This window comes from Streptomyces sp. NPDC014006 (genome assembly GCF_043088925.1).
Lineage (GTDB): Bacteria > Actinomycetota > Actinomycetes > Streptomycetales > Streptomycetaceae > Streptomyces.
Genome location: NZ_JBICAJ010000001.1, coordinates 372037 through 392733 on the forward strand (window position 1 = coordinate 372037; position 20697 = coordinate 392733).

The 20697-nt window shown below is 71.2% G+C and carries 18 protein-coding genes, 2 tRNA genes and 1 pseudogene; 11 read left to right on the top strand and 10 right to left on the bottom strand.

All coding sequences use genetic code 11. From position 1 onward, the window contains the following. Nucleotides 1-345 precede the first annotated feature (345 nt). Entirely contained in the window at nt 346-2922 is a 2577-nt protein-coding gene (pepN, locus tag ACF1GV_RS01685) for an aminopeptidase N (protein WP_391676888.1), read from the bottom strand. 137 nt (nt 2923-3059) lie between these two features. On the opposite strand from pepN, the gene ACF1GV_RS01690 reads away from it, so the two are divergent. Next, nucleotides 3060-3704, top strand: coding sequence for a DsbA family protein (locus ACF1GV_RS01690; protein ID WP_391676889.1), 645 nt, complete (start codon nt 3060-3062; stop codon nt 3702-3704). Here the strand turns inward: ACF1GV_RS01690 and ACF1GV_RS01695 are convergent. The 4 genes and pseudogenes from ACF1GV_RS01695 to ACF1GV_RS01710 form a co-directional block, all read right to left on the bottom strand. Then, nucleotides 3691-3957, bottom strand: coding sequence for a hypothetical protein (locus ACF1GV_RS01695; RefSeq protein WP_391676890.1), 267 nt, complete (start codon nt 3955-3957; stop codon nt 3691-3693). The two genes, ACF1GV_RS01690 and ACF1GV_RS01695, sit on opposite strands and share 14 nt — an antisense overlap. 234 nt (nt 3958-4191) lie before the next feature. Beyond that, nucleotides 4192-4839 carry a superoxide dismutase gene (locus ACF1GV_RS01700; protein WP_391676891.1) on the bottom strand — a complete coding sequence of 216 codons (648 nt, stop codon included), beginning with the start codon at nt 4837-4839 and terminating at the stop codon, nt 4192-4194. 124 nt (nt 4840-4963) lie between these two features. Continuing rightward, nucleotides 4964-6352, bottom strand: coding sequence for an amino acid permease (locus tag ACF1GV_RS01705; RefSeq protein WP_391676893.1), 1389 nt, complete (start codon nt 6350-6352; stop codon nt 4964-4966). A gap of 136 nt (nt 6353-6488) precedes the next feature. Beyond that, nucleotides 6489-6853: pseudogene (locus tag ACF1GV_RS01710) on the bottom strand (TauD/TfdA dioxygenase family protein); the annotation flags it as partial. A gap of 461 nt (nt 6854-7314) precedes the next feature. Between ACF1GV_RS01710 and ACF1GV_RS01715 the strand changes: the two are divergent. Continuing rightward, nucleotides 7315-7899, top strand: a complete 585-nt coding sequence (locus ACF1GV_RS01715; protein WP_391676895.1) for a biotin transporter BioY — start codon at nt 7315-7317, stop codon at nt 7897-7899. 12 nt (nt 7900-7911) lie between these two features. On the opposite strand, the gene ACF1GV_RS01720 is transcribed toward ACF1GV_RS01715, so the two are convergent. Then, the gene (locus tag ACF1GV_RS01720; protein WP_391676897.1) at nt 7912-9225 is read right to left on the bottom strand and encodes an FAD-binding oxidoreductase; all 1314 of its coding nucleotides are present in this window, start codon (nt 9223-9225) and stop codon (nt 7912-7914) included. Between the two features lie 41 nt (nt 9226-9266). Continuing rightward, nucleotides 9267-10766: an amino acid permease gene (locus ACF1GV_RS01725; protein ID WP_391676899.1), complete on the bottom strand. Its 1500-nt coding sequence runs from the start codon at nt 10764-10766 to the stop codon at nt 9267-9269. 231 nt (nt 10767-10997) lie between these two features. Here ACF1GV_RS01725 and ACF1GV_RS01730 point away from each other — a divergent pair, with 231 nt between their 5' ends. Next, nucleotides 10998-11483, top strand: a complete 486-nt coding sequence (locus tag ACF1GV_RS01730; protein WP_391676900.1) for a ribose-5-phosphate isomerase — start codon at nt 10998-11000, stop codon at nt 11481-11483. Between the two features lie 79 nt (nt 11484-11562). Continuing rightward, nucleotides 11563-12372, top strand: coding sequence for an Fpg/Nei family DNA glycosylase (locus tag ACF1GV_RS01735; RefSeq protein WP_391676902.1), 810 nt, complete (start codon nt 11563-11565; stop codon nt 12370-12372). A gap of 20 nt (nt 12373-12392) precedes the next feature. Here the strand turns inward: ACF1GV_RS01735 and ACF1GV_RS01740 are convergent, their stop codons facing one another. After that, complete coding sequence (locus ACF1GV_RS01740; RefSeq protein WP_391676903.1) at nt 12393-13655, bottom strand: GNAT family N-acetyltransferase; 1263 nt, start codon at nt 13653-13655, stop codon at nt 12393-12395. A 174-nt stretch (nt 13656-13829) separates the two neighbouring features. On the opposite strand from ACF1GV_RS01740, the gene ACF1GV_RS01745 reads away from it, so the two are divergent. Both ACF1GV_RS01745 and ACF1GV_RS01750 read left to right on the top strand, forming a co-directional pair. Next, nucleotides 13830-15017: a PP2C family protein-serine/threonine phosphatase gene (locus ACF1GV_RS01745; RefSeq protein ID WP_363264756.1), complete on the top strand. Its 1188-nt coding sequence runs from the start codon at nt 13830-13832 to the stop codon at nt 15015-15017. A gap of 26 nt (nt 15018-15043) precedes the next feature. After that, entirely contained in the window at nt 15044-15490 is a 447-nt protein-coding gene (locus tag ACF1GV_RS01750; RefSeq protein ID WP_391676904.1) for an HD domain-containing protein, read from the top strand. Here ACF1GV_RS01750 and ACF1GV_RS01755 read toward each other — a convergent pair. Then, on the bottom strand, nt 15487-16557 hold the full coding sequence (locus ACF1GV_RS01755) for an acyltransferase family protein (protein ID WP_391676906.1): 1071 nt from the start codon (nt 16555-16557) through the stop codon (nt 15487-15489). The two genes, ACF1GV_RS01750 and ACF1GV_RS01755, sit on opposite strands and share 4 nt — an antisense overlap. Nucleotides 16558-16799: 242 nt before the next feature. On the opposite strand from ACF1GV_RS01755, the gene ACF1GV_RS01760 reads away from it, so the two are divergent. Then, the gene (locus tag ACF1GV_RS01760; protein ID WP_363264753.1) at nt 16800-16994 is read left to right on the top strand and encodes a hypothetical protein; all 195 of its coding nucleotides are present in this window, start codon (nt 16800-16802) and stop codon (nt 16992-16994) included. 66 nt (nt 16995-17060) lie between these two features. Continuing rightward, nucleotides 17061-17687: an RraA family protein gene (locus ACF1GV_RS01765; protein WP_391676908.1), complete on the top strand. Its 627-nt coding sequence runs from the start codon at nt 17061-17063 to the stop codon at nt 17685-17687. Nucleotides 17688-17753: 66 nt separating this feature from the next. Here ACF1GV_RS01765 and ACF1GV_RS01770 read toward each other — a convergent pair. Beyond that, a tRNA-Gly gene (locus tag ACF1GV_RS01770) sits at nt 17754-17824 on the bottom strand. 189 nt (nt 17825-18013) lie between these two features. On the opposite strand from ACF1GV_RS01770, the gene ACF1GV_RS01775 reads away from it, so the two are divergent. The 3 genes from ACF1GV_RS01775 to ACF1GV_RS01785 all read left to right on the top strand — a co-directional run bounded on the left by ACF1GV_RS01775 (nt 18014) and on the right by ACF1GV_RS01785 (nt 20663). Next, a tRNA-Pro gene (locus tag ACF1GV_RS01775) sits at nt 18014-18090 on the top strand. Between the two features lie 226 nt (nt 18091-18316). After that, the gene (tig, locus tag ACF1GV_RS01780) at nt 18317-19693 is read left to right on the top strand and encodes a trigger factor (protein WP_391676909.1); all 1377 of its coding nucleotides are present in this window, start codon (nt 18317-18319) and stop codon (nt 19691-19693) included. Nucleotides 19694-20054: 361 nt separating this feature from the next. Beyond that, entirely contained in the window at nt 20055-20663 is a 609-nt protein-coding gene (locus ACF1GV_RS01785) for an ATP-dependent Clp protease proteolytic subunit (protein ID WP_361623415.1), read from the top strand. The last annotated feature ends 34 nt before the right edge of the window (nt 20664-20697 follow it).

Sequence of the window (20697 nt, forward strand, 5' to 3'; positions counted from 1 at the left end):
TGTCGACAAAGCCGGACAACTCTGCACTAAAGGACGGGTGTTCGGATGCCGAGTAGGGGCGGAAAACCCCTGGTCCGGCCAGGTCGGGGTAAGAGGTTACGGTTCCGATTGCCTGAATTCCGTAACGGCTACGGGGCGCTGGGCGCTGGCCAAAGGTTGGGTGGGGTCTCCGTTTGTCTGCGGGGGTGGGGGTGTCCGTCCTCGGTCCGGCCCGCCGTTTCCGACGAGCGCTCAGTCTCTCGGGGCCGGACGCTGCGGGCGGACATCCCCCCACCCGCCCTCATTCCGCCGTCGGCGACTGCACCAACGCCGTGGCGCGCCTTCGACGGCGGAGCGGGGGCCCTCTCAGCTTGCGGCGGCCGCGTCGCAGGTCTGGGCGCGCAGGGACCGGGCCAGGTCGTCGCGGGCCTCCTGGACCAGGCGGCGCAGCGCCGGTGCGGCCTGCTCGTGGGCGGTCAGCCACGCGTCGGCCGCGTGCAGGGTCTGCTCGGAGTCCTGGAGCATCGGGAACAGGCCCGACACCACGTGCATCCCGATCTGGATCGACCGCTCGGCCCACACCCGCTCGATCGCCGCGAAGTACTTGTCCGCGTACGGCGCGAGCAGCTCCCGGTGCGACGGCCGGCCGAAGCCCGCGATGGTCGCCTCGGTCAGCGCGTTGGACAGCGCGTCCGACTCCACGACCTGCGCCCATGCCTGCGCCTTGACCGCGGCCGACGGCCGGGAGGCGAGGCAGCGCACCTGGTGCCGCTTGCCGGAGGCGGTGTCGTCCCGGGCCAGTTCGGCGGCCAGCATGTCCTCGCCGGCCACCCCGTGCGCGGCCAGCGGCTCGAGGAACGCCCAGCGCAGCTCCTGGTCCACCTCCAGCCCGTCGATCTTCTCGGTGCCGTCCAGCAGCGCCTTCAGCAGTTGGAGGTCGGCGTCCCGGGAGGCGACCGTCGCGAAGAACCGCGCCCACGCCAGCTGGTGCTCGCTGCCCGGCCCGGCCGCGCGCAGCTCGCGCAGGGCGCCGTCGGCGAGCAGCGCGGCCCCGGTCTCGCGCCAGGCGGGCGCCGCGTAGTGCACCAGCGCCGAGCCGGTCCAGGCGTGCAGCATCTGCACCACGCCGATCTCCGACTCGCTGCCCGCGAACCGCAGCACCAGGTCCGTGAACTCCCGTGCCGGCAGCAGTGCGTCCCGGGTCATGTTCCACAGAGCCGACCAGCACAGGGCGCGTGCGAGGGGGTCGGTGATCGCGCCGAGGTGGCCCTTGAGGGTCTCCAGCGAGGTGGTGTCGAAGCGGATCTTGCAGTACGTCAGGTCGTCGTCGTTGACCAATACCAGCTCCGGCGCCTCGGCGCCGGCCAGCTCCGCGACGATCGTGCGCGCGCCCTCGACGTCCGTCTCGGCGCGGGCGTAGCGGACGAGAGCGTCGCCCTGGCGTCGGTACAGGCCCACCGCGACCCGGTGCGGCCGCAGCTCGGGGTGCGACTCGGCGGCCTCCTGGAGTACCGCGAGCTCCTGGACGCGCCCCTCGGCGTCCAGCAGGACCTGCGGGGTCAGCGCGTTCACGCCGGCGGTCTGCAGCCAGGAGCGTGCCCACGCGGTCATGTCCCGGCCGGAGGTCTCCTCCAGTACCGACAGCAGGTCGCCGAGGCGCGTGTTGCCGTACGCGTGGCGCTTGAAGTAGCGCCGCGCGCCCTCCAGGAACGCGTCCTGGCCGACGTAAGCCACCAGCTGCTTGAGCACCGAGGCGCCCTTGGCGTAGGTGATGCCGTCGAAGTTGAGCTTGGCGTCCTGCAGGTCGCGGATGTCCGCGGTGATCGGGTGCGTGGAGGGCAGCTGGTCCGCGCGGTAGGCCCATGCCTTGCGGCGGTTGGCGAAGGTGATCCAGGCGTTCTGGAAGCGGGTCGCGCCCACGTTCGCGAAGGTGCCCATGAAGTCCGCGAAGGACTCCTTCAGCCACAGGTCGTCCCACCACACCATGGTGACCAGGTCGCCGAACCACATGTGCGCCATCTCGTGCAGGATGACGTTGGCCCGCGCCTCGTACGACGCCTGCGTCACCTTGCCGCGGAAGATGTACTCCTCGCGGAAGGTCACCAGCCCCGGGTTCTCCATCGCGCCGAGGTTGTACTCCGGCACGAACGCCTGGTCGTACTTGCCGAACGGGTACGGGTAGTCGAAGTGCTCGTGGAAGAAGTCCAGGCCCTGCTTGGTCACCAGGAACACGTCGTCGGCGTCGAAGTGCTTCGCCAGCCCCTTGCGGCACAGCGCGCCCAGCGGGATGCGCAGAGTGCTGCCGTCGGCGAGGGTGCGCTCGTAGGAGTCGGTGACGTAGTGGTACGGGCCGGCCACGACGCAGGTGATGTACGTCGAGATCGGCCTGGTCTCCGCGAACCGCCACACGCCTTCGGCCCGCTCACCGGCGCCGTTGCTCCACACCGTCCACCCCTCGGGCGCCCGCACCTCGAAGCGGAACGGCGCCTTGAGGTCGGGCTGCTCGAAGTTGGCGAAGACGCGGCGGGAATCGGCCGGTTCGTACTGCGTGTAGAGGTAGACCTCGCCGTCCTCGGGGTCGACGAAGCGGTGCAGGCCCTCACCCGTGCGGGAGTAGGCGCACTGCGCGTCCACGACCAGCTCGTTCTCCTCCGCCAGGTCCTCCAGCAGGATGCGGGAGCCGTCGAAGACCTCGCTCGGGTCGAGGTCGCGGCCGTTGAGGGAGAGAGCCGTCACGCTCGGCGCGATCAGGTCGGCGAAGCTGGAGGCGCCGGGCTCGTTGCAGCGGAAGCGGATCGTGGTGACCGAGCGGAAGGTGCGCGCACCCTCGCCCGTCTGCTCACCGACCGCCGAGCGGACGTCGAGGGACACCTCGTACCCGTCGACGGACAGCAGCGCGGCCCGCTCCCGGGCCTCGTCGCGGGACAGATTCTCACCGGGCACGGGCGGCACTCCCTCGTGTGTCGTGACTACGGCAGGACAGGACCGATCCTGCCATGCGCCCCTGACGCGCCGCCGCCGGGAATGGCCGGGGCGCGCGACGGCGTTGTCCCGGGAAAGACGTCCGCTTGAGGAGAGACATGTCGCAGAAGACCCCCGTCGACTTCTGGTTCGACCCGCTGTGCCCCTGGGCGTGGATGACCTCGCGCTGGGTGCTGGAGGTGGAGAAGCTCCGGGACATCGAGGTCCGCTGGCATGTGATGAGCCTCGCCGTCCTCAACGAGGACAAGCTGGACGAGCTGCCCGAGGGCTACCGCGACATGCTCGCCACCAAGGCGTGGCAGCCGGTGCGCGTGGTGACCGCCGCTTGGCAGAAGCACGGGCAGCAGGTCCTCGGCCCGCTCTACACCGCGCTCGGCACCCGCTTTCACAACAAGGGCGAGGGCGCGACCCTCGAGGCGATCGCCGGCGCCCTGGCCGACGCCGGGCTGCCGGCCGACCTGATCGAGTACGCCGAGCAGGATGACTTCGAGTTCGACGCCGAGCTGCGCGCCTCCCACAAGGAGGGCATCGGCAAGGTCGGCCAGGAGGTCGGCACCCCCGTGATCGCCGTGCCGGGCGCCGACGGCGAGCAGATCGCCTTCTTCGGCCCGGTCGTCACCCCCGCCCCGAAGGGCGAGGATGCCGCCAAGCTGTGGGACGGCACCCTCGCCGTGGCCTCGGTGCCCGGCTTCTACGAGATCAAGCGCACCCGTACCAAGGGCCCGGACTTCAGCAACCTGTAGTCCCGGCCGGGCTGCTGCCGGACGGGTGCTGGAACTCCTCCGGCAGATAGCCGCCCACCCACCACCGCGTCTTGGCCTGCACCCGTCGGCAGCCCGCGGCCGTGCAGCGGTGGAAGGCCCGGGCGACGAACATCTCCCCGTCCAGCTTCGCGGCCAGTGCCGGCCCGGCCGCCGCGACCTCCTCCCCGCGCAGGTCGCGGAAGTGCTGGATCCGGTCCTTGCAGGTGGGGCTGGGGCATCGCACGTTCGCCATGAGCGTCTCCTCAAGACAGGCGGACGCGTCCGCCGCAGTCTCCCAATGTGCCCTGTCCCCGCCACATCCGCAGCACCATGCGCATACGACCCACCGGGGCGGGCGCGGCGCACGGCCCTGCGGCGGGCATGAAGGAGGCCCTTGCGAGTCCTGTCCTCGCAAGGGCCTCCCTTCTTCCGCCTGCCACGTGAAGGGTGAGAAGACGATCACGAGGCAGGAGCTTGCGGGCTCACGTCACGGCGCGAGCAGCAGCACGTCCGTGCGGGCCTTGGCGGCGGCGTACCGGCGGGCCACGTCCTGCCAGTTGACCACCTGCCACATCGCCTCGATGAAGTCCACCTTCTGGTTGCGGTACTGCAGGTAGAAGGCGTGCTCCCAGGCGTCGAAGACCAGGATCGGCGTCGCGCCCTGGCCGACGTTGCCCTGGTGGTCGTAGACCTGCTCGACGATCAGCCGGCCGCTGAGCGGCTCGTAGGCCAGTACGCCCCAGCCGGAGCCCTGGGTGGTCGCGGCGGCCTTGGACAGCTGCGTCTTGAAGCCGGCGAAGGATCCGAAGGACTCCTTGATCGCCTCCGCCGGCTCGCCCACTCCGTCGGCGGCCAGCGGCTCGCCGCCGCCCTCCTTCGGGCCGGTCATGTTCTGCCAGTAGATCGAGTGCAGGATGTGCCCGGACAGATGGAAGGCCAGGTTCTTCTCCAGGCCGTTGACCGAGCCCCAGATCGCCTTGTCGCGCGCCTCGGCCAGCTGCTCCAGCGTGTCGTTGGCGCCCTTCACATAGGCAGCGTGGTGCTTGTCGTGGTGCAGCTCGATGATCTCCGGGCTGATCACGGGGGCGAGTGCGGAGTAGTCGTACGGCAGGTCAGGCAGCGTGTAGACGGGCATGCTCAGGTCCCCTCCGAGCTCTTATTGCAAGTAAGTCGCAATAACAAGTTAACAGCAAAAAGCCCCCGTGTGGATCACGCGGGGGCTGTCTGCGGGCGGGGAGCGGTCGGGCCCGGGCGTGCCGTCAGCCGCGGGCGGCCCGCGCCCTCTGCCAGGCGTATCCGAGGGCGGCCAGGACCAGGGTCATCGCGCCGGTCGAGTACAACTGCACGCGGTTGGCCGGGTCACGGGCCATCAGTACGAAGATCGTGGCCATGCCGGCCAGCGCGATCCAGGTCAGCCAGGGGAAGGCCCACATGCGCACGACCAGCTTCTCCGGAGCCTCGCGCTCGATCCGGCGGCGCAGCATCAGCTGGGAGACCGCGATGAAGATCCAGACGACCAGGATGACCGCGCCGATCATGTTCAGCAGCCACTTGAAGATGTCGTCCGGGCGCCAGTAGTTGAGCAGCACGCAGACGAAGCCGATGACGCACGAGGTGAGGACCGCGACCCGGGGGACCCCGCCGGACAGCCGGGCCAGCGCCTTGGGGCCCTGACCGCGCTGGACCAGCGAGTAGGCGATGCGCGAGGAGCCGTAGATGTTGGCGTTCATCGCGGACAGCAGGGCCACGAAGACCACGACGTTCATCACCTGGCCCGCGCCGGGGATGCCAAGGTGGTCGAGCGTGGCGACGTACGGGCCCTTGTCGACGACCTCCTTGGAGTCCCACGGGACCAGGGTGACGGCGATGGCCATCGAGCCGATGTAGAACAGGGCGATGCGCCACATCGCCGTGCGGACGGCGGACGCGACACCCCGGACCGGGTCCTGGGACTCGGCCGCCGCGATGGTGACCGTCTCCAGGCCGCCGTAGGCGAACACCGAGGCGAGCAGGCCGACCAGCAGGCCCTCGCTGCCGTGGGGCATGAAGTCGGTCAGGTTGGAGGTGCCGGGCGCGTCCGTGTTCGGCAGGACGCCCGCGATGGCCAGCACGCCGAGGATCAGGAAGAGGCCGATGGCGACGACCTTCAGTGTGGCGAACCAGAACTCGAACTCGCCGAAGTTCTTCACGGCGAGCAGGTTCGCCCCGCAGAACACCACCATGAACAGGGCGACCCACATCCACTGCGGGGTGCCGGGGAACCAGCCCTGGGCGATGTTCGCGGCACCCATGCCCTCCAGCCCGACCGCCGTGCACAGCAGCACCCAGAACGACCAGCCGGCCGTGAAGCCGGCCCAGGGGCCGATCGCCCGCTCGGCGTGCGCCGAGAAGGAGCCGGACGAGGGGTAGGCGGCGGACATCTCACCGAGCATCCGCATCACCAGCATCACCAGCAGGCCGGAGACCGTGTAGGCGATCACGATCGACGGACCGGCGGCGGCGATGCCCGCGCCGGAGCCGACGAACAGCCCGGCGCCGATCACGCCACCGAGGGCGATCATCGACAGATGGCGCTGCTTGAGGCCGTGGGAGAGGGAGGGTCCGTCCTGTTGCTGCGGCGGGGTGTCCGTGGTCGTGCGGCTGGGCATGGGGCGCGGCTCTCCACGAGGCAAGGGGCGGGCAAAAACCCCGCCAGTCTGGGCGGCCCGTCCGCTCACGCGAAGGGACCGCCCAGTATCCGGACACCGTCAGTGCGGAGGGTGATACCCCGGTTACGCCGCCACGGGGGTGTGCAGTGCGCGGCGCCGCCCTCGATCGACGAGCTCTCCTTGCCCGCGGTACGGCGTAGTCGTAGTCGTTGGTGTGCTCGGCCCACAGGCCGTCGGCGAGGCGGCGCGGCGGCTCGGGCAGGTCGCGGTAGGCGGCGGCCGCGTCGGCGATCAGCGTCTCCCCGCCGTACGGCGGACGGCGAGCGAGCGCAGGCCGGTGATCTGCGGCGGGTTCAGCACGAAGGTGACGTCCGTGTGCCAGTGGTCGGCGCGGCCCCGCTCGCTGTCCACGGGCAGCACGTTCGGGGCGTCCTCGACGGCGCCGACCGTCGGGTGGGCGGTGCTCAGGTCGCCGAAGTGGCGGAGGAATGCCGAGGTGCCGCGGTACGGGGCATGGCGATGCGCTTCCTCGGGGGAGGGGGCCGTCGGTGCCGTCGGGTGTCCTCGTCAGGAGGCGCGCCCGGAGCCGCCGCTCCCGCCGCCTCACACCGCGCGGTGACACATGGCCGCGCCCACGCGCCGCAGGTCGGCATGGCGGCGCGACGAGAAGTACCGGGTCTGGGCAACCATGGCTGGAAGGGCAGGCCCTGACCGCGCGATCGGGCCAGGGCACCCGAAGGCGTTTGGCGGGATCCCACAGGACCGCCCGGCCGGGTCTGGGTGAGGAAGACGCCACGGCCTGCGTGACCGGTGTCACGTCAGCAGGCGTGTCGTCACCGCGTGTTGTCCGAAGCCCACCAAGAGGCCGTCCCGGCCTTTGTCGAGCGCTGATGGTGATCGGCTCGAGCACGCTGGGATAGCGTCACGGTGTCCCAAGCCGCCCCGACCTCCGCGGAGTCCACATGAGCACCGCTGCCGCCACTCCCGCCCGTACCGGGCAGGTCCTCGCCGACCTGCTGCCGGCCTCCCGCGTCCGCGACGCGGCCCTCGTGCTCGGCGGCGCCGCGCTCACCGGCCTCGCGGCCCAGATCTCCGTCCCGGTGCCCGGCTCCCCGGTCCCGGTCACCGGCCAGACCTTCGCCGCCCTGCTCGTCGGCACCTCCCTCGGCGCCGGCCGCGGCTTCCTCGCGCTCGCGCTGTACGCGCTGGCCGGCATGGCGGGCGTGCCGTGGTTCGCCCAGGGCGCGTCGGGCGCGAGCATGCCGTCCTTCGGGTACGTCCTCGGCATGCTGCTCGCCTCCACCGTGGTCGGCGCGCTGGCCCGCCGCGGTGCCGACCGGGGCGTGTGGCGCACGGCCGGCGCGATGCTGCTGGGCGAGGCGGTCATCTACGCCGTCGGCGTGCCCTACCTGGCCCTGGCCGCCCACCTGTCCCTGTCCCAGGCGATCGCGGCGGGTCTCACTCCGTTCCTGCTCGGCGACGCCCTGAAGGCGGCCCTGGCGATGGGCGTCCTGCCCACGGCCTGGAAGTTCGCCAACCGGGACTGACCGCTCCGCCGATCAGTTCCGCAAGAGGCTCGCCGGGTCGTAGGCCGACCGCAGCACGGCGAGCCTCTTCGTCGTCCCGGCGTCGTGCAGGCCCTGTGTGCGGTCGCCGGCGCCGAAGGCGAAGCTCGCCGAGCGGCCGAGGGTGTGCGGTGCGAGCAGAGCGAAGGCCGGGTCGAGCACCGCGCGGGCGGCCTGACGCTCGCCGACGGACAACAGCCGTACCAGGAAGCGCCCTTCGCGCCACGGGACGGCGTTCGGCGCGGGCGCGGCGAGCGCGCCGCCGAGCTGGTTGATCTGCACGACACACATGGGCCCGCCGGTGTCCGGACCGGTACGCGCCAGCACCTCCGCGGCCGCGGCCACGTCCAGCTCGCGCAGCACCGCGCTGTCCCCGTAGTAGGCGTGCGGAAAATCCGGGTCGCTGTGGATGGTGTGACTGTCGGCGTACGGCATCACGCGCAGCGAGTCGGACAGCGCCGGCCCGATCTCCCGCAGCGGCGCGACGAGCCGTTCGCCCTCCTCCCCGGTGTACGCCACCCGCACCGACACCACGTACCGCCCCCGCAACCGCGGCGGCAGCGCCGGCAGATCCGGATACGGTACGGCGGCGAAGGACGAGGTCAGCGTGGGCGGCACGGTCCGCGTCCACGCCTCGTACGCGCGCAGTGCCGCCGCCGGGTCCACCTGGCGCCCGTCGAAGGCGAGTGCGCCGCCGTACAGGGTGCGCACGGGCACGAGGCCGATCTCCAGCCCGGTGACGACGCCCAGGCCGTGCCCCCCGCCGAGCAGACCCCAGTACAGCTCGTCCCCGGGCGTGACATGGCGCAGGGCGCCGTCGCCGGTGACGACGTCGAGGGAGCGCACGTGGTCGGCGGCGTATCCGAACTGCCGGGCCAGGATGCCCAGTCCGCCGCCCAGGATGTACCCGACGACACCGACGGACGGTGCCGAGCCGTTGAGCGGCGCCAGCCCGTACGGGGCGGCGGCCGCCACGACCTGCCCCCACCGCGCCCCGGCCTGCACCCGCACGCTGCGGGCCGCCGTGTCGACCTCGACCCGGTCCATGCGCGAGGTGGTGACGAGCACCCCGCCCTCCACGGCTCCGGGCAGCCCGTGCCCGGTGGCCTGCACCCGCACCGGAAGATCCCGGGCGGCGGCAAGCCGAACGGCCGCGACCACGTCGTCGGCGCTCGAGGCGGCGACGATCAGGTCCGGCCGTTGGGTGAATCCGGTCTGGAACCCGGCGACCTCCGCGTCATAGGCGGGGTCGCCGGGCCTGAGGAAGGGCAGCTGCGCCGGATCGGCGCCGAGGTCCGTGAAGTCCATACGGCCGATGCTGGCCGCATAACCTGACAGCTGCCGTCAGATTATCCGCGCGTGTCGGAGGAGACCGGCTCGGCGGCCCCGGACGTGGCCTGCGCGGCCACGGCGGCCCGCCGGTCGCCCGCCACCTTCTGCTTGACGAAGGCGAGGACGAGTACGACCGCCGCGACGCCCAGCGACAGCAGCACGGTCTCGCGACCGTCGTGCTCGGTGTCGGTGAGCATGTAGCCCAGCACGAAGACGATCAGCGCGGCCGACGCCCAGGTCAGATACGGGTACAGCCACATCTTCACGACGAGCTTCTCCGGCGCCTCCGCCTGAATGATCTTCCGCATGCGCAGCTGCGAGAAGCAGATGGCGAGCCACACGAACAGCGCGACCGCACCGGAGGAGTTCAGCAGGAAGAGGAAGACGGTGTCCGGGAACTTGTAGTTGAAGAACACCGCGACGAAGCCGAACGCCACCGACACCAGGATCGCCGTCTGCGGCACGCCCCGCGGGGTGGTCCGGGCGAAGGCCTTCGGGGCGTCGCCGCGCTGACCGAGCGAGAAGGCCATGCGGGAGGCGGTGTACAGGCCGGAGTTGAGACAGGACAGCACCGAGGTCAGCACGATGAAGTTCATGATCTGACCGGCGTGCGCGATGCCGAGCGAGTCCAGCGCGGCGACGTACGAGCCCTTCTCGGCGATCGCCTTGCTGTCCCAGGGCAGCAGACAGACGACGACGAGGATCGACCCGAGGTAGAAGACGCCGATGCGCCAGATGATGCTGTTCGTCGACTTGGTGACGGCCCGCTGCGGGTCCTCCGACTCACCGGCCGCGAGGGTGGCGATCTCGCTGCCCATGAAGGAGAAGACGACGAGCAGCACACCGGTGAGGATCGCGCCGGGCCCGTTGGGCAGGAAGCCGCCGTGCGCGGTCAGATTGGACAGGCCCGCCTGGTCGCTGTGCGCGCCGGGCAGCACACCGAAGACGGCGAGTCCGCCGATCACGATGAACGCGCCGATCGCGACGACCTTGATGCCGGCGAACCAGAACTCGAACTCGCCGTAGGAGCCGACGGAGACGAGGTTGGTGGCGGTGAGCACCACCATCACGATCAGGGCCCAGCCCCACTGGGGCACGGCCGGGATCCAGCCTTCGAGGATCTTGGCACCGGCGGTCGCCTCGACCGCGAGCACCACGACCCAGAAGAACCAGTAGAGCCAGCCGATGGAGAACCCGGCCCAGGGGCCGAGCGCGCGGTCGGCGTGGGCCGAGAACGACCCGGAGGTCGGGTTGGCGGCCGACATCTCACCCAGCATGCGCATCACCAGCACCACGAGCGTGCCGACGAGCGCGTAGGAGAGGAGGATGCCGGGTCCGGCGGTGGCGATACCGGTGCTGGAGCCCACGAAGAGCCCGGCGCCGATGACACCGCCGATGGCGATCATCGAAAGATGACGGTTCTTGAGTCCTGCCTGGAGCCCCGATCCGGGATCGCCGGGGGCACCGGGGCTTTTCTGGCCGTGTCCGGCCTGCGTCATGGACGGCTGCGAGGTCATTGGGACGGAATTCCTTTGCGCCGCGTGATCTTGTTGTGATCCATCTCCCGTACGGAGCGGTGTACGAGCCGGACCAGTGAATCCGAGGTGACGGAATTCGGGAACCTTTGAATCCGGATTGTTACTTGAGGTTTTCCTGAGGTTCCGTAGTCTCGTCCCTACGCTCGGTGCACCCCTTCCGGGCCTCCACCCCGCCCTGCCGCCCGCGCCCGCGCATGTCACACTCGTCCCATGCGCGTGTATCTCGGCTCGGACCATGCCGGCTTCGAACTCAAGAACCACCTCGTCGAATGGCTGAAGGCGGCGGGTCACGACCCCGTCGACTGCGGCCCGCACATCTACGACGCCCAGGACGACTACCCGCCCTTCTGCCTGCGCGCCGCCGAGCGCACCGCGGCGGACACCGGCTCCCTCGGCATCGTGATCGGCGGCTCCGGCAACGGCGAGCAGATCGCCGCGAACAAGGTCGAGGGCGTGCGTGCGGCCCTCGCCTGGAGCGAGGAGACGGCGGCGCTCGGCCGTCAGCACAACGACGCCAACGTCGTCGCGGTCGGCGCCCGCATGCACACGCAGGAGGAGGCGACGAAGTTCGTCGAGATCTTCCTGAACACCCCGTTCTCCGGCGACGAGCGCCACATCCGCCGCATCGACATGCTGTCGTCCTACGAGACGACGGGCGACCTGCCGCCGATTCCGGCCCACCACCCGCAGCAGTAGCCGGGCCGAGGGGGCCCCGCCCCGGACCCACGGGGTCCTGGGCGGAGCCCCGGGACGGTCACGAGAGGAGACGGCAGTCGTGCCAGAGGGGCACACGATCCACCGGCTGGCGCAGGACTACGCCGCCCGCTTCCTGGGCACGGCGCCGCGCGTCACCAGCCCCCAGGGCAAGTTCTCCGACGCCGCCGACCTCCTGACCGGCTCCGTCCTCACCGCCACCGAGGCCCACGGCAAGCACCTCTTCCTGCGCTTCCGCGACAGCGACCACGTGCACATCCACCTCGGCCTCTTCGGCAAGGTGACCTTCGGTGACGCCCTCGCGCCCCCGCCGACCGACACCGTCCGCCTGCGCCTGACGAACGACACCGCGTACGTCGACCTGCGCGGCCCCACCACCTGCGCCCTGATCACGGACACCGAGAAGCAGGCCGTACACGCCCGCCTCGGCCCCGACCCGCTGCGCGACGACGCCGACCCGGACGCGGCGTACCGGAAGATCTCCCGCAGCCGCACCACCGTCGCCGCGCTGCTCATGGACCAGAAGGTCATCGCGGGCGTCGGCAACGTCTACCGCGCCGAGGTCCTCTTCCGGCACGGCATCGACCCGTACCGGCCGGGCCGGGACATCACCCCCGCCCAGTGGCAGGCGATCTGGACCGACCTCGTCGCGCTGATGCGCGAGGGCGTCCGCCACAACCGCATCGACACGGTCCGCCCCGAGCACACCCCGGAGGCGATGGGCCGCCCGCCCCGCGTGGACGACCACGGCGGCGAGGTCTACGTCTACCGCCGCGCGCCGCAGCCCTGCCACCTCTGCGGCACGCAGATCCGCACCGCCGACCTCGCCGCCCGCAACCTCTTCTGGTGCCCCACCTGCCAAAAGCCCTGAGGCGCCCCAGGTGTTCTGTCCTAGAACCCGTGCGGCAGCCACGGCGCCACCGCCGACCCGAACGCCACCGACGCCTCCGTCAGCGCCCCGCCCCGCAGCTCCCGCACCCGGCCGGCCGCCGCCAGCGCCGTGAGCGGCACGCCCCCGAGGTACGCCGCTCCCAGCTCCCGCACCGACAGGGCGAGGTCGGCCGGGTCCGTGGTCCGCTCGCAGGACGCGCCCTTGGCGTCCCCGCTCAGCCGCCAACGCCCGGCGTTCCAGGGGCAGAAGCCGTCCGACACCTCCAGCACGACGTCGACCGGCGCCTGATACGTCCGCGCGGCCAGCGCCGCCCCGACGTCCACCAGCCGCACGTAGTACTGGTCCCGCTTGCTCAGCAGACAGCGCCGGATGTCCGACACCTGGTACAGCCACGCCTCGTCCACCGGCCGCCCCCGCACCACCAGCGTCGACGTCAGGTCGATGCCGTACAGGAACCGCCACAGCGCGGCCTGCGCCGCCGGATCCAGTCCGTACAGCTCCTTCAGGATCACCGTGCCGTCGTGCCCGCTCGGCCCCCAGCCCAGCTTGACCCGGTAGCGCGCGAACCCCACGACCTCACCGCCGCGTTCGGCGAGCACGCACTGCAGCGGTGACGCCCCGTCCCGCCCGCTCTCCGGGTCCAGCAGTCCGACCCGCTCCCAGGCCGGCCGGTGCCGCGCCAGCATCCCGGGCCGCTCGGGCACCAGCCGGGCGTACACCGCCTCGCACTCGCGCACCACGTCACCCGGCTCGGCATACCGCAGCCGCACGTCGTCCGTGCCGTCCGGCACGGACAGCGACACCCGCGCGGTGTCGATATCGGCGGCCAGCTGGTAGCTCGCGGCGCCGTACCCGAACCGGCCGTAGATCCCGGGCTCGGACGCGGTGAGCACCGCCAGCGGCTCCCCCCACCGCCGTACGTCGTCCAGCTGCCGCCGCATCATCGACGTCAGCACCCCGCGCCGCCGGTGCGTGGCGGCCACGCCGACCGCCGTGACGCCGGCCGCGGGCACCGCCGTACCGCCCGGCACGGTCAGCCGGAAGGAGAACGCCCCCGCCGTCCCCACCACCGCGTCCCCCTCCCAGGCGCCGAGGAAGCGGTCGTACTCGGTGAGCTCCTGCCACAGCGCCCGCTCCTCGTCCGGCTCCGGCATCCCGCCGAAGGCGCGCAGCAGGGTGTCGTACCACTGCTCCCACTCGCCAGGGCGCAGCACCCGCAGCTCGCTCGCGGAGCCCGTCGTCTCGCTCGCCACAGTCACCATGAACCATGCCTATCAGGGCCACAGCAGGACCAGCGAGGGAATTTCTCCCTCTGCGTCACACGCGCCGCCCGTGTGCCGTTCACTGAGAACCCCTTGAGAAAAGGGGCCTCGGACGGGGGACAAGTGGGACCTCCCGTGCCAAGCGTCCGGCCCGATGGATAGGGTCCCCAACCAATGGCAGTACGACGACAGCGGCGCACGGCGGCCGAGACGTTCACGGCCCGGTGGAAGATGCAGTGGCACCGGGTCCGTGTCGGCGTGCGCCGGGCCGCCGTCGACTACTTCCGCGGGGACGGCTCGGACTGGGTCGCGCTGGCCGGCCTCTTCCTCACCATCCCGCTCATCGCCGCACTCACCCTCGCCAACTCCGTCTGGTTCTCGCCGGCCGCGCTGGTCCTGCCGATCGTCGTGGGTGGCCTGCTGCTGCGCCCGGCGAGCCTGCTCGGCCTGTACGCGGCCGCGGCCACCGCCCTGATCGTGGAATCCGTGTGGCTCGGCCCGTACACCGAGGGCCCGAGCCGGGTCACCCCCGGTGTGGTGCTGGTGGTCGCCGCGTGCGGGTTCGTCGGGCTGCTGATCGCCCAGTTCCGCAGTCGGGTCGGCGTGCCCTGGCGGCGCGGCGGCACCATGCTGTTCGACCTGCGCGAACGCATCCGGGTGCAGAGCAAGTTGCCCTCCCTGCCCCGCGGCTGGCACCAGGAGATGGCGCTGCGTCCGGCCGGCGGCCAGTCCTTCTCCGGCGACTTCGTGGTCGCGGCCCGCACCAACGGCGGCCGCACCCTGGAAGTCGTGCTCACCGACGTCTCCGGCAAGGGCATGGACGCCGGCTCGCGCGCCCTGCTGCTGTCGGGCGCGTTCGGCGGGCTGCTGGGCTCCCTGCCCCCGCACGCCTTCCTCCCGGCCGCCAACGGCTATCTGCTGCGCCAGGACTGGGACGAGGGCTTCGCCACCTCCATCCACCTCGTCCTCGACCTGGACTCCGGCGACTACGAGCTGTACTCCGCGGGCCACCCGCCGGGCCTCCAGCTGAGCGCGGGCAGCGGCCGCTGGGAGGAGAAGGCCGCCGAGGGCCCGCTGCTGGGCGTGTACGACGGCGCCCAGTTCGACCCGGTGAAGGGTTCGCTGCGCCCCGGTGACGTGCTGATGCTGTTCACCGACGGCCTGGTGGAGACCTCCGACCGGGACATCGTCGAGGGCATCGACCGGCTCACCGGCGAGGCCGACCGCTATGTCGCCGCCGGCTTCCAGGGCGCCGCCTGGCATCTGATCGAGGCGGTCGCCAAGGACGTCAACGACGACCGGGCCCTGCTGCTGATCTGCCGCGAGGGGCCGACGGCGTCGTCGATGCCCGCTGCGCCCTGACGTCACCCACCGCACCGGAGGATTCGTTGCTGACCCTCTCGGAAGTCGAAGCCCTCGCCCGCGCCGCCCACGCCGGTCAGCGAGACAAGGCGGGCCGGCCCTACGCCGAGCACCTGCACGCCGTCGCCGAGGGCGTGCGGGCGCGTGGCGGTGACCCGGAGCAGATCGCGGCGGCCTGGCTGCACGACGCCGTCGAGGACGACGCGCTCTCCGCGCGGTGGCTGGCCGGGGCCGCGCTGAGCGACCGTACGAAGGACATCGTGCGCGCCCTGACCAAACGGCCGGGGGAGTCCCCGCAGGAGTACGCCGGGCGCATCCTCGCCACCGACGGCGCGCTGCTGGTGAAGGAGGCGGACCTGGCGCACAACGCCGCCCCGGCGCGCCTCGCCGCCCTGGACCCGGCGACCCGGGGCCGCCTGAGGGAGAAGTACGCCCGCATGCGCGCCCTGCTCGGACTGCCGGAGCCGGCCTAGGCGTTCACTCGGGCGGGCACCGGCTCGCGCGCTGCGGGCGCCTGCTCGCGCGCCCGGGCCTCGGCGGCGGGGTCCGGCCGGAACGCCCACGCCATCCTCGGCTCGGTCACGCACCGCAGGGCCCGCCGCACCGGCGGGGTGCACAGCAGGGTGACGGCGGCGGCCGCGAGGACGGTCACCGCGACCGCGCCGAGCGGGCTGTGCACCCAGGGCGCGCCGAACCAGCCGCGGTACTCGGCGAACTTCACCAGGAAGCCGTGCAGCAGATAGCCGGTGATGGTGCCCGCGCCGAGGGCCGTGCACCACAGCCGGCGGCCCGGCACCCAGGCGAAGAAGCAGGCCGTCAGCGCCAGGGCGCAGCCGATCGACGCCAGCGTCATCACCGGCCCGCACCACCAGGGGGCCCCGAGGTCCTGCGCGGCCGACTGGCGGTAGAACCAGCCGCCGTTCATCCGCGGCACCGACCACCAGGCGACGGCGAACGCCGCCGCGCCGACCGGCACCGCCGCGATCCGCACCGAGCGGCGGCGCACCGCGAGGAAGTGCTCGGGCCTCAGACACAGGCCGAGCACGAAGTACGGCAGGAACTGCAGAACGCGCTGGAGGTCGAAGTCCGTGCCGATGCTGGGGCTGACGCTCGCCAGCATGGCGACGGCGACGGCCGCCGGCAGCGGACTGCGCAGCACCTTCCACAGGGGGGTGGTGAGCCGCCAGATGAACAGGGCGGCGAGGAACCACATCAGATAGCTGGGGTCCAGCAGGCTGATCTCGGGGTCCGGGCGGTCGGCGACGTCCTTGAACAGTTCGTACCCGGTCTCGAAGACGACATACGGCACGAGGACACCGGTGACCAGCCGCCGCAGCCGGTCCGGGCGCAGGTCGAAACTCCGCGAGAAGTAGCCGGAGATGACGACGAACGCCGGCATGTGGAACGTGTACACGACCCGGTACGCGCTCTCCACCGCGCGGCTGTCGTCCATCATCTGCGCCCAGGTGTGCCCGATCGCGACGAGCACGATGGCCAGGTATTTGGCGTTGTCGAAGAAGGAGTCGCGCTGCTTGACCATTCGAGGCACCCTAACCGGGTTGCAGCGCCACACCAACAGCCAGAAATGTCCTGGATAATTACTCTCAAACTGCCCCATATGGGCAGGCTGCGCACGGCTGTTCGCCCACTCGCCGGTCCGGCCGACGGTGTGTCACGCACCGCACCGGACCGTGCGGTTGGTGGCACGATGGTTCCCGACGGGGGTCTACGGGGTAGCACCCCCGGGCCGGGAGAGCGGACCGACCGAGGGTGTGATCTGTTGTGGCCATTTCACTGTCTGTGGTGCTGCTGTTGGCGGTGATCCTGGTGGTGCTGATCCGTGGAGGCTCGATCAAGGCCGGGCCCGCCATCGTCGCCATCCTCTTCGGGTTCTTCCTGGCCTCCACCGGGATGGCCCCCTCGATCAACCGCTTCCTGAACTCGATAGCGGAAACGATCAACTCGATCAGCTTCTGAGGGGCCGGTGTGCCGGAGCCCGGGAAACTGTCTTGACATCGAGATACTTCTGGGCAGCCTGACCGGATGACCGACACCGCCACCGGCTTCCCGGACATCCCCGCGACCACCCTCGCCGACCTCGTCGGACGGGAACAGGTCATGGACATCGGCGTACGGCCCCTGTGGGACCCGATGCCGCGCCTGGCCGGCCCGGCGTTCACCGTGCGGTGCCGCCCCGGCGACAACCTCATGCTGCACGCCGCGATCCACCGCGCCGCGCCCGGATCGGTCGTCGTCGTCGAGTCCGGCGACGTCGACCACGCCCTGGCCGGCGGCAACGTCTGCGCCGTCGCCCGGCGCCGGGGCATCGCCGGCTTCGTCCTCGACGGCGTCATCCGCGACGTCGCCGAGGCGCGGCAGCTGGGCTTCCCCGTCTTCGCCCGCGGGGTCATCCCCATCCCCGGCACCAAGAAGGCCGTCGAGCCGCTGAACGTGCCGGTGCGCTGCGGCGGTGTCGAGGTGCACCCCGGTGACATCGTGGTCGCCGACGAGGAGGGCGTCGTGGTCGTCCCCGGCGCACGCCGGGAGGAGGTGCTGCGGGCCGCCCGGACCCGGCTGGCCGAGGAGGCCGCCCAGTCCCTCGACGCCTGGCAGGAGGCCCACCGCACCCGCATCGACAAGATCCTCGCCGAGCACGGCTACGAGGACTGATCTGCGCGGACGACGCAGGCCCAGGGAGCGGGAAACCCCGCCTCACCTGGGCCTGAGCCGTACAAGAGCGGGCGACGGGAATCGAACCCGCGTAGCCAGTTTGGAAGACTGGGGCTCTACCATTGAGCTACGCCCGCACACGCGCGCCGCAGACCGGTCGGGCCGCGGCACTGCAAGGCATCGTAGCGGGTCGGCCCCCCTCGTCGCACACTCCCTGCGGCGCGTGGGCCTCCCGGCGCGCCGAAGCGCTCCCGGCGCCCCCGCCCGCCCCCGTCATTGCGGCGGCCGTACCGCCTGCGGGCATGTACCCTACGTGTCGCACCAGACGGGGTGTGGCGCAGCTTGGTAGCGCGTCCGCTTTGGGAGCGGAAGGCCGTGGGTTCAAATCCCGCCACCCCGACCACCAGCAGGACCCCGGGACGATCATCCGTTCCGATCGGCCGCCCGGGAATCTGCCGATCACCCGGGGGACGAGCGGGTGATCGCCTTTTGGGCCGTTCAGCGGCTGCGGTTACTATGCAAGCTGGTCGCCCGTGTGTCTCACACTGCAGTCCTCCGGGCGGCGAAATCCGCCGGAGCCGTTCTGGCCCCGGCAGAAACCGAGAAGTCAGCCACAAGGAGACCGAACCGTGAAGAGCGCCGTGGAGACCCTGAACCCGACTCGGGTTCGGCTCACTGTCGAGGTGCCCTTCGAGGAGCTCAAGGACAGCCTCGACGCGGCGTACAAGAAGATCAACCAGCAGGTCACGGTGAAGGGCTTCCGTAAGGGCAAGATCCCGGCCCGGGTCATCGACCAGCGGTTCGGTCGCGGCGCCGTGCTGGAGGAAGCCGTCAACGACGCGCTTCCCAAGTTCTACACGGAGGCGGTCAACGAGGCCGAGCTCTCCGTGCTGGGCCAGCCGGAGGTCGACATCACGGAGCTGAAGGACGGCGAGACGCTGAACTTCACCGCCGAGGTCGACATCCGTCCCGCCCTGGAGCTCCCCGAGGACTTCTCGTCCATCGAGGTCGAGGTCGACGCCGTCGAGGTGACCGACGAGGACGTCGAGAAGTCCGTGGAGCAGCTGCGTGAGCGCTTCGCCTCCACCACCCCGGTGGAGCGCGCCGCCGAGGACGGCGACGTCGTGACCGTCGACCTGGAGGCCAAGGTCGAGGGCGAGGTCCTCGAGGACGGCGTCGCGAACGGCGTGTCCTACACGATCGGCTCCGGCGAGCTGCTCGACGGCATCGACGACGCCGTCAAGGGCCTGTCCGCGGGCGAGGAGGCCACCTTCACCTCCGAGCTGAAGGGCGGCTCCGCGGCCGGCAAGGAGGCCGAGGTCACCGTCAAGGTCACTCAGGTCGCCAAGCGCGAACTGCCCGAGCTGGACGACGACTTCGCGCAGCTCGCCTCCGAGTTCGACACCCTGGAGGAGCTGAAGGCGGACAGCCGCAAGCGCCTCGCCGACATGAAGCAGTTCGACCAGGCCACGCAGGCCCAGGAGCGCGTCCTGGACAAGCTGCTGGAGCTCGTCGAGGTGCCGGTCCCCGAGAAGCTCCTCGAGGACGAGGTCAACACCCGTAAGCACAACCTCGAGCACCACCAGCTCGGCCAGATGGGCCTGAACCTCGACAAGTACCTGGAGATCCAGGGCAAGACCGCCGAGGAGTTCGAGACCGAGACCCGCGAGGCCGCGGTCAAGGGCATCAAGACCCAGTTCGTGCTGGACGAGCTCGTCAAGCGGGAGAAGCTCAACGTCAACCAGGAGGAGCTCACCGAGCACCTCATGCGCCGCGCCGCCTCCTCCGGCATGTCGCCCGACCAGTTCGCCCAGGCCGTCGTCGAGGGCGGCCAGGTTCCGCTGCTGGTCGGCGAGGTCGCCCGCGGCAAGGCCCTGGCCCTGGTCGTCGAGGCGGCCACGGTGAAGGACACCAACGGCGAGGTCATCGACCTGGACGACGAGGAGGACGAGGCCACGGAGGCCGAGACCGCCGAGTCCGCCGCCGAGGAGAAGACCGAGGGCTGAGTAGCCCCGCGGCACCTCTGACGCACGTAGAACGGGCCCCTGGGGACTTTCCCAGGGGCCCGTTCCGCATCCCGGGCGCGGTGGCCACGCCACGGGGCGCGGGGAACCGCGCGACCGGCCGCACACCACCCGCGGCCCGGCGACGACCCCAGCCACCCACCACGAATCCGGACCCGGTGATCGGCGGAGCGCTACGCCCCCGGCGAACACCCCCATTCCCGGGATTCCCCGAAGGGACCCGCGCGTTAGGGTCCATGAATACGAGGGCAGTGGAGTCCCCGAACGGCTCCAAGCCCCGCAGGGAAACGTGAGACGGCCCGGCGCCGTCGTAAGACGAGCAGGTGGATACGTGACGAATCTGATGCCCTCAGCCGCCGGCGAGCCTTCCATCGGTGGTGGCCTCGGCGACCAGGTCTACAACCGGCTGCTCAACGAGCGGATCATCTTCCTCGGCCAGCCGGTCGACGACGACATCGCGAACAAGATCACCGCACAGCTGCTGCTCCTTGCCGCCGACCCGGACAAGGACATCTACCTGTACATCAACAGCCCCGGCGGTTCGATCACGGCCGGCATGGCGATCTACGACACCATGCAGTTCATCAAGAACGACGTGGTGACCATCGCCATGGGCCTCGCGGCCTCGATGGGCCAGTTCCTGCTCAGCGCCGGTACGCCCGGCAAGCGCTTCGCGCTGCCGAACGCCGAGATCCTGATCCACCAGCCCTCGGCGGGCCTGGCCGGCTCCGCCTCGGACATCAAGATCCACGCCGAGCGGCTGCTGCACACCAAGAAGCGGATGGCCGAGCTCACCTCGCTGCACACCGGTCAGTCGGTCGAGCAGATCACCCGTGACTCGGACCGTGACCGCTGGTTCGACGCCTACGAGGCCAAGGAGTACGGCCTCATCGACGACGTGATCCCCACGGCCGCCGGCATGCCGGGCGGCGGCGGTACCGGGGCGGCGTAACGGGCCCCACGGGCCCGCACAACGCCCGTACGGC